The sequence below is a fragment of the Natronobacterium haloterrestre genome, from assembly GCF_900112205.1.
Taxonomy (GTDB): Archaea; Halobacteriota; Halobacteria; order Halobacteriales; family Natrialbaceae; genus Natronobacterium; species Natronobacterium haloterrestre.
On sequence record NZ_FOKW01000001.1, the window covers coordinates 559,003 to 572,181 of the forward strand.

13 protein-coding genes are annotated in these 13,179 nt (G+C 67.0%); 6 read left to right on the forward strand and 7 right to left on the reverse strand.

The features are described 5' to 3' along the window. Window positions 1-22: 22 nt before the first annotated feature. A complete protein-coding gene (locus BM113_RS02675) occupies window positions 23-820 on the reverse strand; it encodes an MBL fold metallo-hydrolase (RefSeq protein WP_089785095.1) in 798 nt (265 codons plus the stop codon). 109 nt (window positions 821-929) lie between these two features. Beyond that, on the reverse strand, window positions 930-1,211 hold the full coding sequence (locus BM113_RS02680; protein ID WP_006672122.1) for a MarR family transcriptional regulator: 282 nt from the start codon (window positions 1,209-1,211) through the stop codon (window positions 930-932). Window positions 1,212-1,444: 233 nt separating this feature from the next. Between BM113_RS02680 and BM113_RS02685 the strand changes: the two genes are divergently transcribed. Further along, complete coding sequence (locus BM113_RS02685) at window positions 1,445-2,152, forward strand: class I SAM-dependent methyltransferase (RefSeq protein ID WP_089785098.1); 708 nt, start codon at window positions 1,445-1,447, stop codon at window positions 2,150-2,152. A gap of 153 nt (window positions 2,153-2,305) precedes the next feature. After that, window positions 2,306-3,211, forward strand: a complete 906-nt coding sequence (locus BM113_RS02690; protein ID WP_089785099.1) for a glycosyltransferase family 2 protein — start codon at window positions 2,306-2,308, stop codon at window positions 3,209-3,211. A gap of 40 nt (window positions 3,212-3,251) precedes the next feature. On the opposite strand, the gene BM113_RS02695 is transcribed toward BM113_RS02690, so the two are convergent. Beyond that, complete coding sequence (locus BM113_RS02695; protein ID WP_089785101.1) at window positions 3,252-4,214, reverse strand: DUF368 domain-containing protein; 963 nt, start codon at window positions 4,212-4,214, stop codon at window positions 3,252-3,254. A gap of 182 nt (window positions 4,215-4,396) precedes the next feature. Continuing rightward, window positions 4,397-5,260: an amidohydrolase family protein gene (locus BM113_RS02700; protein ID WP_089785103.1), complete on the reverse strand. Its 864-nt coding sequence runs from the start codon at window positions 5,258-5,260 to the stop codon at window positions 4,397-4,399. A 225-nt stretch (window positions 5,261-5,485) separates the two neighbouring features. Between BM113_RS02700 and thsA the strand changes: the two genes are divergently transcribed. Both thsA and BM113_RS02710 read left to right on the forward strand, forming a co-directional pair. Further along, window positions 5,486-7,030 (forward strand): thermosome subunit alpha, encoded by a 1,545-nt coding sequence (gene thsA, locus BM113_RS02705; RefSeq protein ID WP_089785105.1) that lies wholly within the window; start codon window positions 5,486-5,488, stop codon window positions 7,028-7,030. A gap of 117 nt (window positions 7,031-7,147) precedes the next feature. Then, a complete protein-coding gene (locus tag BM113_RS02710) occupies window positions 7,148-7,513 on the forward strand; it encodes a HalOD1 output domain-containing protein (RefSeq protein WP_089785107.1) in 366 nt (121 codons plus the stop codon). A 31-nt stretch (window positions 7,514-7,544) separates the two neighbouring features. Here BM113_RS02710 and BM113_RS02715 read toward each other — a convergent pair whose 3' ends face one another. From BM113_RS02715 to BM113_RS02725, 3 genes are all read right to left on the reverse strand, one after another. Next, window positions 7,545-8,045, reverse strand: a complete 501-nt coding sequence (locus BM113_RS02715; protein ID WP_089785109.1) for a GNAT family N-acetyltransferase — start codon at window positions 8,043-8,045, stop codon at window positions 7,545-7,547. Window positions 8,046-8,081: 36 nt separating this feature from the next. Next, the gene (locus BM113_RS02720) at window positions 8,082-8,918 is read right to left on the reverse strand and encodes an SAM hydrolase/SAM-dependent halogenase family protein (RefSeq protein WP_089785111.1); all 837 of its coding nucleotides are present in this window, start codon (window positions 8,916-8,918) and stop codon (window positions 8,082-8,084) included. A gap of 77 nt (window positions 8,919-8,995) precedes the next feature. After that, complete coding sequence (locus BM113_RS02725) at window positions 8,996-9,514, reverse strand: nicotinamide-nucleotide adenylyltransferase (protein ID WP_089785113.1); 519 nt, start codon at window positions 9,512-9,514, stop codon at window positions 8,996-8,998. A 242-nt stretch (window positions 9,515-9,756) separates the two neighbouring features. Here BM113_RS02725 and lonB point away from each other — a divergent pair, with 242 nt between their 5' ends. Further along, the gene (lonB, locus tag BM113_RS02730) at window positions 9,757-11,997 is read left to right on the forward strand and encodes an ATP-dependent protease LonB (protein ID WP_089785115.1); all 2,241 of its coding nucleotides are present in this window, start codon (window positions 9,757-9,759) and stop codon (window positions 11,995-11,997) included. Window positions 11,998-12,000: 3 nt separating this feature from the next. Further along, window positions 12,001-13,110 (forward strand): CPBP family intramembrane glutamic endopeptidase, encoded by a 1,110-nt coding sequence (locus BM113_RS02735; protein ID WP_089785117.1) that lies wholly within the window; start codon window positions 12,001-12,003, stop codon window positions 13,108-13,110. Window positions 13,111-13,179 lie beyond the last annotated feature (69 nt).

Genomic DNA, 13,179 nt, shown 5'->3' on the forward strand with positions numbered 1-13,179 from the left:
CCTACGCCCCGACGGGGAAAAGTCAGTCGTTTGCGCGACCCGCCGGCCGCGCCCGCTCGCCGTCCCAGTCGACCCGTCCCTCGACGGCGAGTTTCTCGAGGTGGGCCCGGACGGTCGCCCGCGCGAGGTCGCGGACGCCGGTCAGGTCCTTCTCGTAGGCCCCCTCGAGGACCTCCTCGGGGGTCCCGGCCCCGCCGTCGACTGCTACCTGGACCCGGCGTTCCCGTCGGAATCGATGCTCGAGCAGGCGCTCGAGGGTCTCCCGCGGCGCGTCGATCGTCGGCCCGTGTCCCGGGTACAGCGCCGGGGGATCGATCGCCCACAGCCGACGGAGGGTGGTCACGTACGCGCGCATGTCGCCCTCGGGCGCGCCGACGACGACGCTACCCTCGCGGACCGCGCAGTCGCCACAGAGTATCGGCCCGTCGCGGCCCGCCTCGAAGGCGACGTGGTCCGGAGCGTGGCCGGGGGTGTCGAGAACTCGCACTCGGTCCTCGCCGAGGGGGATCGCCGTCCCCGGCTGGAACGTCCGGTCGGGTTCGCGGCCGGCCGCTTCCCGAAAGCGGTCGATCCGACCGGCCCGGGCCCAGACGGTCGCGCCGGTCTCCGCCGCGCAACGTTCGACGCCGCCGACGTGGTCCGGGTGCGTGTGTGTGACCAGAATGTGATCGATCGTCCGGTCCTCGAGGAGGCCCGCGACCGCGTCGCCGTCGGGGGGATCGACGAGGGCAGTCTCGGAGCCGTGCGACAGCAGGTAGGCGTTCGTCTCGCCGGTCGGCGCGCGGGTCGCGGCCGGGAGACTGCGACGACGGACGTCCATACGTCGAGATACGGGCGCGGCACAAAGGGGATGTGGGTACCGGCGCGTCGATCCGTGCTCGACCGTGATCGGGCCTCTCGGGAGAGCACACCGGCGCAGGCCGTCCGGATTAGTGTTTCAGGAAGTAGACCTGCTTGCGCGCGTCGCGGAAACTGTATCGGGAGCCGACGAGGCCGACGTCCTCGAGGCGATTCAGCGCGTAGCGGACGGTACGGTCCGGCAGCAGCGATTCCTCGGCGAGCTGGCCCTGCGAGAGCGGGGAGTCGGTCTCGAGGACCTTGGCGACGAGTTTGGCGCTCGGGGGGAGATCGCGAAGGCGCTCGCGGTACTCCTCCTCGGAGAGGGTTGCTTCGGCCGCACCGCCGCCGTCCTCAGTGGTACTCATGCTCATGTCTCACGGAGCGGAGTCGTCGTTGGTAAACCTTCCCTATATGTAGATACGAATAATCCAGTTTGTATAAGGAGTAGGAATGATGTATTAACACAGTCCGAATATCGGGGTTCGAGCCGCTGACCCGAGCCCGAACGCCGGCGCGGACTCGCGTCGCAGACTCCCGTCGGTCGATCGTCGGTCGACTAACTCCAGTATCGTTTTATTCCACGGCTACAGTAGTTGCGCCCAGTGTGAAAGGACAGGAGTGGTACCAGGCCGACGACGTCGCCCAGGAGTACGACGACAAGCGCTTCTCCAAGGGCGGTCAGCTGATCGACCGCCGGGAGAAGGAGGCGGTCCTCGAGGCCATCATGCCCGTCGAGGACCGGAGCGTCCTCGAGATCGCCTGTGGTACCGGGCGATTCACGGTGATGCTCGCCGAGCAGGGTGCGGACGTCGTCGGACTCGACATTTCGGCGGCGATGCTACAGCAGGGACGATCGAAAGCACAGCAGGCGGATCCGGAAGGAACTCTCGAGTTCCTGCGGGGAGACGCCGGGCGACTGCCGTTCCCGGACGATCACTTCGACACCGTCATCGCGATGCGGTTCTTCCACCTCGCGGACGATCCGGAGGCGTTCCTGCGGGAGATGCGTCGCGTCTCCCGGGACCAGATCGTCTTCGACACGTTCAACCGCTTCAGCGCCCGCAGCGTCTACAACTGGGCGCTGCCGATGGGATCGCGACTCTACTCGAAAAGCGAGGTCAGTGAACTCCTCGCGAAGACGAACCTGACGCTTGTCGACGTCGAAGACGACTTCCTCGCGCCGTACGGGCTCTACCGGTCGATCCCCAACGCGCTCGCCTCACCGATCCGGGCACTCGACGAGGCGGTCGGCGGTCACCCGATCACCGACCACTTCGCCTCGGTTTCGTACTGGAACACGGAACTCCGGTAAGGTCGAGCGTCGCGACGGGCGACGGAACCGGGACGGGGCGTTCGAGCTAGTCGTCGATCCGTCCCATCGCTCGAGCCGTTCGACCGCCTCGAGGCCCGAATCGTCGGTCGCCTTCCCGTCCCATTTTTAGTATCGGGGTGTGTACCCTGGCGTATGGAGCTCTCGGTAGTCGTCTCGACGCTCAACGACCGAGAGCAGTTGCTGTCGTGTCTCGACGCCCTCCACGACGCGACGCCGTCCTCGACGGAAGTCGTCGTCGTCAACGGCCCGTCGTCGGACGGAACGACCGGAATGGTCCGGGACCGGGAGGACGTCGACGTTCTCGTCGAAATCTCCGAACGGAACCCGAACGTCTCCCGGAACGCTGGCCTGAGCGTCGCGACGGGTGACGTCGTCGCCTTCCTCGGCGGCGAGTACGCCGTCGAGCCGGGCTGGTACGCCGCCGTCGAGCGTGCGATCCACGACGGCGCGGACGTCGTCACCGGCCCGATCACCGGCGAAGACCGGTTCGACGCCGGCGATCCGAGCACGCCACGGACCATCGCCGGGCGGGAGGTGACCCTGTTCGACGGCGACAACGTCGCCTTCGACCGGACCGTCCTCGAGGCGCTGGACGGGTTCGACGAGTACCTCGAGGGCGACGGGGCACGGGACTGTGCCCACAGGGTCGCACGGCTCGGCTTCGACGTCGACTGGGCGATGGAGATGGCTGCCAGGCGCGAGGTCGGCACCGACGGCGGGAAGACCGAACCCGACTGGGGGGTTACCTACCGGGCGCTGGGGTACCGGCTCGCGAAGAACTACGGCCCGCGTCCGACGGTGTTCGCGCGGACGGTCGGCAGCGCGATCCGCGACGGCGCGGTTTCGGTACGCGGGATCGTCTCGGGCGAGGCGACGCCGACCGACTGGCTGTCGAACGGGACGGACGTGGTCGCCAACGCCGCGGCCGGCCTGCGCGACGGGGTTCGGGCCCGCTACTCGGACCGGTCGGCCCGCCGGAACCCGAACGGATTGTCGGTGCGCCACGATCGAGCGGTTCGAGTGTACGATCGACGATAAGCTCGTCCCGGACCCCGTTTTTTGAGCCGTCGGCGGGTCGTTACTCCGGATCGAACCCGCCAGCGAGCCGATCCAGTCCGTACAGGACGACGACGCCGACGACGGCCCACGCGACCGTGAGCCCGACGACATCGGCCGTCCAGGCGTGAGTTTCGCCGATGTTGTGCAGCGGTGCCGGCACCGAGCCCGCGATGAGACCGACCAGGAACAGCAGCGTCACCTCCCGGCGTCGATCCAGCGCTCGGCGGACGACCCTGGCGATCGTCACGAGTCCGGCGAACCCACCGAGGAGGAAAAGCACTACCGTCGTACCGGGCTCGACGACGGCCTCGAGGCTTCCGGCGCCCGAGACGAGCGAGCCGATCGACGACAGAAACGCCGTCAACTCGCCGGAGAGGAACACGTACTGGCCCAGCAGGATGAGGATGAGCGAGCCGGAGATGCCCGGCAGGATCATCGCGCTGACTGCCAGCGCGCCCGAGAGGAGGATCAGGACCGCGCCGCTGCCCGGCAGTTCGATCACGCCGCTCGCGACGAGGGCGGCGACGGCGGTCCCCGTAGCGGCGGCGACCGCGTGTTGTGCCGAGGAGAACGGCAGGCTCCGGAAGAGGACGACCGCCGACGCACCGATCAGCCCCGTGAAGAAGCCGAAGAGCGCGACCGGGTGTGACTCCGCGAGCGCGGAGACGCTGCCGGCGATCAACGCGACCGCGGTCGCCATCCCGACGCCGAGCGGCAGGAGGAACTGCAGGTCCATCTCGAGCAGCGCCTCGCGCGCCCGGTCGCGGCGTGCGGGGCGGTAGCCTCGAAGCACGTCGAGGGCGCGCCCCGGAGTCAGCGCCGTGATGGCCGCGATGAGTCGCCCGTAGAAGCCCAACAGGAGGGCGACGGTGCCGCCGGAGACCCCGGGGAGGGCGTCCGCGGTCCCCATACAGAGCCCGTAGGCGTAGATCCGGAGCAGTTCGAGCCGATCCACGGCCCAGTTCTCGAGGCTATACCCCATCGTTCGTGGCGGGGGCGTGGCGTCCGTCGGTCGACGAACTCGAGCGGTTCGGCGCCGGAGCGAGGGCGGGTGCGGGGGTGGGTAAGGGGGCCGATTCTAGGTCCGCGTTCATACCTACCGGATATCGGGGGAGTACCATAAATGAACAGACTCGCTGCAGCGGGCGAACCGGGTATCGTGGGTTACCGTCGGCCGTGACTGCGGCCGCGACCGTGGAGACGGGCGTCGGGCGCGAGCGCGTCGATGACGCGACAGGCGTTTTTCGAAAATACGCGCCGGAACATATCCTCGGAGACGTCGAGGGTCAGTGCCTCCATAACCGCGACGTTCGGGTGACAGGTCGGCGCGCCGCTGCCGAACAGCACGCGGTCGGGGTGTTCCAGGATCGCCCGCTCCAGGGTGTCCCGGAACCGGACGAAGCTCGTCTCGAGATAGCAGTCGTCGTACTCTTCGAGGAGGTCGATCATCTCGTGCATGAGCGATCGATCCAGTGGGTGACCGCCGAAGTGGGCGACGACGACGGGGAACGAGCGGCCGAGCACGGCGTCGGCGAGCGCCTCCGGCGGCGCGTCGGTGCCGCCGCGGACGATCACGGGAAGTCCGACGTCCTCGAGGGTCGCGAGGACGTCTTCGTCGGGGTAGTCGTCGACGGTGGGGTCGAGGACGAAGCCGTGGAACCGGTCGTCGTAGGCGTACTTCTCGACGTCTTCGGGGGTCGTGTGGTGGTCCTCGCGGCGGCTGACGGCGTTGCGCAGCCGGCCGCGGGCGGTGTGTTCCGGGTGTCGCGTACCGTTGATCCGGGCGAAGGCGACGAACGGGCGATCGACGCTACGGCGCGCGACGCCGTTGTTCGCGGCCACGTAGCTCGTATCGGGTCTCGCCGGGGGAAAGACGACCGACCGGGTGATTCCCGCCTGATGCATCTCCCGCTCGAGTCTATCGCTCGTGATCGTGCGACCCCACGGTCCCGCCATTCCGTCCCCCTCGTCCGGCGTGAGGCGGGTGTAGACATCGACGACGCGAAACCCGTGTTCCAGCTCCAGCATCCCATGCCACCCTTTCGCGTCGATCCATATTTTGGTACCGACTTCGTTCACGGCCTGTGACCGGCCCGATTGAGACGGTCGACGATCGGCCCGGTGTGGCGACGGTTGGCACGATAATCGCAAGACGCCGTGGCCCTGGTAGGGAAACGCTTATATAGAAGTGCTGACGACATAGTTACTGAGGATTCAACTATGGCACAACAGGGACGCATGGGCGGTCAGCCTATGTTCATCATGAGCGAGGACAGCCAGCGAACCCAGGGCCGGGACGCCCAGTCGTCCAACATTATGGCCGGCAAGGCGGTCGCCGAGTCGGTACGGACGACGCTCGGGCCCCGCGGCATGGACAAGATGCTCGTCGACTCCGGCGGGGAGGTCGTCATCACGAACGACGGGGCGACCATCCTCGAGGAGATGGACATCGAGCACCCCGCGGCCCAGATGATCGTCGAAGTCGCCGAGTCCCAGGAAGAGGAGGTCGGCGACGGGACGACGACCGCCGCCGTGATCGCTGGTAACCTGCTCGGCGAGGCCGAGGACCTGATCGAGCAGGACGTCCATGCGACCACGATCGTCGAGGGCTACCACGAGGCCGCCGAGATCGCCCTTGAGGCGATCGCAGAGCAGGTCGGGGATGCCGAGGTCGACGACGCCGTGCTCAAGGAGGTCGCCGAGTCCAGTATGACCGGCAAGGGCACCGGCGGCCTGACCGCCGAGTCGCTGGCCGAGACGGTCGTCGAGGCCGTCCGCCACGTCGAGACCGACGACGGCGTCGCCCGCGACAACGTCACCGTCCACACCCAGATCGGCGCGTCCTCGAACGCGACCGAACTCGTCCCCGGCATCGTCGTCGACGAGGACCCCGCCCACGACGGCATGCCCGACGAGGTCGAGGACGCCTCGATCGCCATCCTCGACGTCGAACTCGACGTCCGTACCGGCGAGGTCGACGCCGAGTACGCCATCGACTCCATCGACCAGCTCAACGCCGCCATCGACGCCGAGGAGAGCGAACTCCAGGGCTACGCCGAGACCATCGCCGAAAGCGGCGCCGACGTCGTCTTCACGACCGACGACGTCGCCGACCGCGTCGCCTCCGCGCTCGCCAAGGAGGGCGTCCTCCTGTTCGACGACATCGGCAGCAGCGACGCCGCCGACATCGCCTCCGCGACCGGCGCCCGCCGCGTCGGCGACCTCGACGACCTCGAGACGGAGGACTTCGGCGAGGCCGACCGCGTCCGCTCCGAGAACTTCGGCGACGACGACCTCGCGTTCGTCGAGGGCGGCGCGGCCGCCGAGGCCGTCACCGTCTTCGTCCGCGGCGGTACCGAACACGTCGTCGACGAACTCGAGCGCGCCATCGGCGACGCGCTCGACGTCGCCGCGACGGCACTCGAGTCCGGCGAGGTCGTCCCCGGTGCCGGTGCGACCGAGATCGCCATCGCGGACAAGGTCCGACAGGAGGCCGCAGGCATCGAGGGCCGGAAGCAGCTGGCCGTCGACGCCTTCGCGGACGCCATCGACGTCGTCCCGCGCACGCTTGCCGCCAACACCGGCCGCGACCCCATCGACTCGCTCGTGGATCTCCGTGCCGCCCACGAGTCCGAGGGCCGTGCTGGCCTGGTGACCGACGGTGAAGAGGTCACGATCGCCGATCCGTTCGAACACGGCGTCGTCGACCCCGCAGACGTCAAGCGCGAGGCCGTCGAGAGCGCGACCGAGGCGGCGACGATGATCGCCCGTATCGACGACGTCATCGCGGCCGAGTAACGCGAGCCGGTCGTTCGAAGACGTCTCGTCGCCCGAATCCCGAATTTTTCGTCGAAACGCGTCGATAGGTCAGTCGGCCAGTAGTGTTAAGTGTTGACATGGTATCTCTTCGATTATATGTCCGGAACTCCCCCGACAGAGCGGCTGACTCCGTTCGACGACAGTACCGGACGGACAGTGTACTACGACTCCGCTACCGACACGTACCGGATCTGGTGCGTGGAGGGGGATTACGAACCGGTGAGCACGGCCGTGCTCGTCGCCGTCGCGTCGATCCGCGGCGTCGAACCGGACGAACTCGAGCCGCTGCCGTCGGCGGTCGATCCGGACGCCCTCAACTCGCTGGTCGAGCACTGGCACACCCACGACGGCGACGCGATGGGGTCGATCTCGTTTACCTTCGCCGACTGCGAGGTGACGGTCAGCGCCGACGGCGAGATCGAGATCGACGCGGCCGCGGTTCCGGTTCGGGCTCGAGCCTGACAGGTACGAACCGGTCGTCTTCCTTCAATTGTTACCGGAGACAACGGTTCTCCATTTCGACGAGCGTGAGCGTTTCGCCGTGATACTCGTGAACGTGGTCTGTCACGCGGGCGTATCCCTGTGCCTGGTAGAACGGGACGGCGTTGAGTGATGCCCACAACCCGAGCGACGTAATGCCCGCTCGAACGGCCCGTGCTTCTAACTCGTCGTAAATGCGTGTCCCGATGCCGTTACGAGCTACTGTCGGATGGACGTAGATCGCCGTAATCTCCCCATCGATATCCGCCCGGAAGTAGTCGTCTGCGTTGGGCTTCATCCAGCCGAAGCCGACGATTTCTTCGTCGTGTTCGGCGACGAGAAACACGGTTTTCTCGGAGTCGATCGGGTACTGTTCCGGGTCACGGTCGTGTGCCCACGCTCGAATCTGCTCATCAGTGTACGCCTGTCCAGCTAGCCCTTCGATCGACGTCAGATGAACGTCGCGAACGTCGTGGGCATCGCCAGCGACCGCCTCACGCACGGCCAGTTCCATATCGACTGGCCAATACGTCCGACTGACAAATCACTGTTAGGACTCGAGTCCCTCGAGAACGACCCGGTCGCCGACCGCGAGGCCGAACGCCTCGTCACCGCGACCCTGGTTGACGTCTAGTTCGACGTAGCCGTGGCTGCCGACCGTCGCCAGCCGCTCGCCGACGCCCACCGCGGCGAACGTCTCGCCGACGGGCACGATCTCGTCGTTCGCCGCGATCCGGTCCCGATCCTCGAGGAAGGAGCCGGGTACGTTCGTGATCGCGTTGCCGAAGTCGTCGACGACCAGCACCTCGCCGGTCGCGCGGTCCTCCGAGACGGTCGGCTCCGGAAACTCGAGGTCGACCCACTCGTCGGTGGGAGAGAGGAACTCGACCGTCTCCAGGGCATCCGGCTCGAGGCCGTGAACGTCGGCCGCTGCAGGGGCGAAGACGTCGCGGCCGTGGAAGGTGTTGCTCGCGGGGCCGACGGGGCCCGCGTCGGCGGTCGGCACCGTCGCCGCGCCGCCGGCCGGATCGGGCGACTCGAGGACGGTTTCGTCGACGACGTAGGCCTCGATTTCGTCCTCCGCGGCCAGCCGGCGCGCCGGGGGTCGAAGCACGCCGTTGTCCGGCCCGACGAGGACGTGGTCGCCGGCCCGCACGACGAGCGCGTTCCGGTCGGTACCGACACCGGGATCGACGACGACCAGATGGGTCGCCGGGGGATAGTACGGGAGCACTTCGCGGAGCCAGAACGCGGCCGCCCGCACGTCCTGCCGGGGGAAGTCGTGCCCGATGTCGACGAGCCGCGGTTCCGATGCGGTTCGCTGCAGGACGACGCCTTTCATCGCCGCGGGATACGGCGTCCCGAAGTCCGACGTGAGCGTAATCATACGCGACTCATCGGGTGCGGCGATCAAAGTCGATGCGGTACGCGGCGCGGATCTCGAGCGGGCCGGATCGTTCGGTGTCAGTCGCCGTTCGAATCCGAATCGCTGACCATCTGGATGCGTTCGATCCCCCCGATCTCGTCGACGACCTCGACGACCGGGTCCGGGACCAGCGACTGCCAGTCCCCGTCGTTGATCATCCGCTCGCGCACCTCCGAGCCCTCGAGGACTTCGCGGTTGAACATCGGCGACTGACGGATCTCGATACCCGCCTCTCGGAACAGCTGGATGACCAGCGGATTGTTCGAGTACGCGACGTCGAAGTCCGGACTCATGCTCTGGACGTGGCTCACCCACACGGAGTTGCGCTCGAGGTCCTCGATGGGGACGGCGTAGGTGACCAGATCCATGTCGACCAGCGACTTGGTGATCATCATGATCCGTTCGCCCGCCGTGAACGGGTTCCGAACGGTGTGGGAGTCGTCGGCACTCCCGATGCCGAGTACGAGTTCGTCGACGTCCTCAGCGATCCGTTCGACCATATTGCGGTGGCCGTTGTGAAACGGCTGAAACCGGCCGATGTAGAACCCCCGGGTCATGACGAACACTGCAGGAGCGCGGCGCTTAAGGATGGCGAGTTCCGGCTCGCCGCCAGCGAGGCGGCCCACCGACGGATCGTCCGTGCCACGCCGCAGGTTAGGTCTCTGGACGGTCCGATCCGCTGTCACAGATCGGCCTTTTCGAGGCCTGAGGGCATCGGTTTGGGCAATCGACACCATGCTCCGCATGGAGAAAGTATATCAGTCGCAATCCCTTCGAATCAGGTACCGAACAGAGTTCTATGAGCAACGATACGAACGTTGACGATCCTCCCGAAGACGCCTCCGAGCCCGCGGCCGACTCCGACGAGGAACGGCCCCAGCAGGGAGACCGTTCCGAGGCGGACGGCCGGGAGCCAGACCGCGGCGCTGACAGCGACCGCGAGTCGGAGCGTCAGGGAGCACGGTCGCCGCTCGAAGAGGACGGTGACCGGGCCGACGAGGACTCGACCGACATCGTCGAGTCAGGAACGAGGTCGACGCTCGAGTCGGAGTCTCCGACCGACGACGGCGGCGACGACGATATCGAGACCGTCGAGGACCTCGGGAGCGAGGTCGACGTCGATCCGGGCGTCGAGATCGACGAGGAGAACGCCGAAGACGATCTTCTCGGCGGGCTCCAGATCGATACGACGGACGACATCGAGGTTCCCGACCGGCTCGTCGACCAGGTCATCGGTCAGGACGAAGCACGAGATATCATCATCAAGGCAGCGAAGCAGCGTCGCCACGTCATGATGATCGGCTCGCCCGGGACGGGCAAGTCGATGCTGGCGAAGGCGATGAGCCAACTGCTGCCCCAGGAGGACCTCCAGGACGTCCTCGTCTACCACAACCCCGACGACGGGAACGCGCCGAAGGTGCGGACCGTCCCCGCGGGGAAGGGCGAACAGATCATCGACGCCCACAAGGAGGAAGCCCGCAAGCGCAACCAGATGCGATCGATCCTGATGTGGATCATCATCGCGATCGTCATCGGGTACGCGCTCCTGACGGCGAACATCCTGCTTGGCATCCTCGCGGCCGGTATCATCTGGCTGATCTTCCGGTACACCTCACGCGGTACGGACGCGATGGTGCCCAACATGATCGTCGACAACGGCGATCAGCGCCAGGCGCCGTTCGAGGACGCGACCGGTGCCCACGCCGGCGCGCTGCTGGGCGACGTCCGCCACGACCCGTTCCAGTCCGGCGGCATGGAGACGCCCAGCCACGACCGCGTCGAACCCGGCTCGATCCACAAGGCCAACAAGGGCGTGCTGTTCGTCGACGAGATCAACACGCTCGACGTCCGCACCCAGCAGAAGCTGATGACGGCCATCCAGGAGGGCGAGTTCTCCATTACGGGCCAGTCCGAGCGTTCCTCGGGCGCGATGGTCCAGACCGAGCCCGTCCCCTGTGACTTCATCATGATCGCGGCGGGGAACCTGGACGCGATGGAGAACATGCACCCGGCGCTCCGGAACCGTATCAAGGGGTACGGGTACGAGGTCTACATGGACGACACCATCGAGGACACCCCCGAGATGCGCCGGAAGTACGCCCGGTTCGTCGCCCAGGAAGTCGAGCGCGACGGCCGTCTTCCCCACTTCACGGACGACGCCGTCGAGGAGCTCATCCTCGAGGCCAAGCGACGCTCGGGTCGGAAAAACCACCTCACGCTGCACTTCCGCAGCCTCGGTGGCCTGGTCCGCGTCGCCGGCGACATCGCCCGCGCCGAGGATCGGGAGTTCACCACCCGCGACGACGTGTTGCAGGCCAAGGAGCGTTCGCGCTCGATCGAACAGCAACTCGCCGACGACTACATCGAGCGTCGCAAGGACTACGAGTTGCAGGTCACCGACACCGGCGTCGAGGGCCGGGTCAACGGGCTCGCCGTCATGGGCGAGGATTCGGGTATCATGCTCCCCGTTATGGCCGAGATCGCACCCGCACAGGGCGGCGGTCAGGTGATCGCCACCGGCAAACTGCAGGAGATGGCCGAGGAGTCCGTCCAGAACGTCTCGGCGATCATCAAGAAGTTCTCCGACGTCGACCTCTCGGAGAAGGACATCCACATCCAGTTCGTCCAGGCCGGCCAGCAGGGCGTCGACGGCGACTCCGCCTCCATCACGGTGGCGACGGCCGTCATCTCCGCCCTCGAGGACATCCCGGTCGACCAGTCGGTCGCGATGACCGGCTCGCTGTCGGTCCGGGGCGACGTGCTCCCGGTCGGTGGGGTCACCCACAAGATCGAAGCGGCCGCCAAGGCCGGCTGTGAAACGGTCATCATCCCGAAGGCCAACGAGCAGGACGTGATGATCGAAGACGAGTACGAGGAGATGGTCGACATCATCCCGTGTGCGAACATCAGCGAAGTCCTCGACGTTGCCCTCGAGGGCGAACCGAAGAAGGACTCGCTGGTCGATCGGCTCAAGCAGATCACCGGAACGGCGCTGGACAAACAACAGCCCGTCGGCGGATCGAATCCGAGCCCGCAGTAATCGATGCCAGACTGGACGACGTTCGCCGGGATAACGGGCGTCGTCCTCGTGTTGCTGCTCGTTTTATCGCATCTGACGCAGTCGACGTTCTCCGAGAGCGACGGCGACGACCGCTCCGAGGAAACTACCGATTCCCCCACCAGCGTCGACCTCGAGTCGGAGTCGATCGGCGTCCCGCGGGATTCGGGCTCGAACCGGAACGGCCGTAGTGACGACGAGCGACGGGGCCGAAGACCCGGCCCCGACTCCGACTCCGACTCCGGCGTCGAACCCACTGACTCGAGTCCGGAACCCGAAGACCCGGACCTGCTTCCCGGCCGCGAGTCGCCCGTAAACGACGCGTCCGACCCGCGCGACCGCCACGCTCGAGGAGAGTCCGGAGAGTCCGGTCGGCCGACCACGGACACCCCGGAATCGGAACCGCGAACGCGGGCGCACCCGCCGGAGCGGCGCGAACGCCCCCGAATGCGTGGAGGGGGTGGACAGGGCGAGATCGATCCCGAATCGCTGTCGACCGGCGCGCTCCTCGCCAACGTCGCGCTCTCACAGGGGCTGTTTCTGTTCGTCCTGATCGGCGCGGTCGTCTACACGGGGATTCCGCTCGAGGCGCTGGGAATCGAACTCTCCGTCGCCTACCTCGAGACCGGATTGGTCGTGGGCCTCCTCGCGGGGCTCCCGCTGTACGTCGGCAACGAGATCGCCGCCGCCGCGGCCACGCGCTTTGGCTTCGACCACGACGAACGGCTCCGGGAACTGCTGGCGCCGGAGACGCTCCAGGGGTGGTTCGTTCTCCTGGTCGGCGTCCTGCCGGTCATCGCGGTCTTCGAGGAACTGCTCTTTCGAGCGGCACTGATCGGGGCGCTCTCGACCGGGTTCGGAATCGACCCCTGGCTGTTGGCCGTCCTCTCTTCGATCGCCTTCGGCGTCGGCCACGGGATGCAGGGCTCGGTCGGCGTCGTCGTCACCGGCCTGCTGGGATTCGTCCTCGCCGCGATATTCGTGGTTACCGGGAGTTTCCTGGTCGTCGTGATCGCTCACTATCTGATCAACGCCCTCGAGTTCTTCGTCCACGAGGGGCTTGGCCTCGAGTGGGCGGGCACCGTCGCGGAGTAATTGCCGTCGGCTCCGGCATCCGGCCCAGAGACGCGACCCTATATAAAAGTGTGAACTGTTTGCCGCCGG

Excerpts from the sequence above, each read along its gene's own strand:
- BM113_RS02675 (WP_089785095.1), bottom strand. The coding sequence starts at position 820 with ATGGACGTCCGTCGTCGCAGTCTCCCGGCCGCGACCCGCGCGCCGACC.
- BM113_RS02680 (WP_006672122.1), bottom strand. The coding sequence starts at position 1,211 with ATGAGCATGAGTACCACTGAGGACGGCGGCGGTGCGGCCGAAGCAACC.
- BM113_RS02690 (WP_089785099.1), top strand. The coding sequence starts at position 2,306 with ATGGAGCTCTCGGTAGTCGTCTCGACGCTCAACGACCGAGAGCAGTTG.
- BM113_RS02695 (WP_089785101.1), bottom strand. The coding sequence starts at position 4,214 with ATGGGGTATAGCCTCGAGAACTGGGCCGTGGATCGGCTCGAACTGCTC.
- BM113_RS02700 (WP_089785103.1), bottom strand. The coding sequence starts at position 5,260 with ATGCTGGAGCTGGAACACGGGTTTCGCGTCGTCGATGTCTACACCCGC.
- thsA (WP_089785105.1), top strand. The coding sequence starts at position 5,486 with ATGTTCATCATGAGCGAGGACAGCCAGCGAACCCAGGGCCGGGACGCC.
- BM113_RS02710 (WP_089785107.1), top strand. The coding sequence starts at position 7,148 with ATGTCCGGAACTCCCCCGACAGAGCGGCTGACTCCGTTCGACGACAGT.
- BM113_RS02715 (WP_089785109.1), bottom strand. The coding sequence starts at position 8,045 with ATGGAACTGGCCGTGCGTGAGGCGGTCGCTGGCGATGCCCACGACGTT.
- BM113_RS02720 (WP_089785111.1), bottom strand. The coding sequence starts at position 8,918 with ATGATTACGCTCACGTCGGACTTCGGGACGCCGTATCCCGCGGCGATG.
- BM113_RS02725 (WP_089785113.1), bottom strand. The coding sequence starts at position 9,514 with ATGACCCGGGGGTTCTACATCGGCCGGTTTCAGCCGTTTCACAACGGC.
- lonB (WP_089785115.1), top strand. The coding sequence starts at position 9,757 with ATGAGCAACGATACGAACGTTGACGATCCTCCCGAAGACGCCTCCGAG.
- BM113_RS02735 (WP_089785117.1), top strand. The coding sequence starts at position 12,001 with ATGCCAGACTGGACGACGTTCGCCGGGATAACGGGCGTCGTCCTCGTG.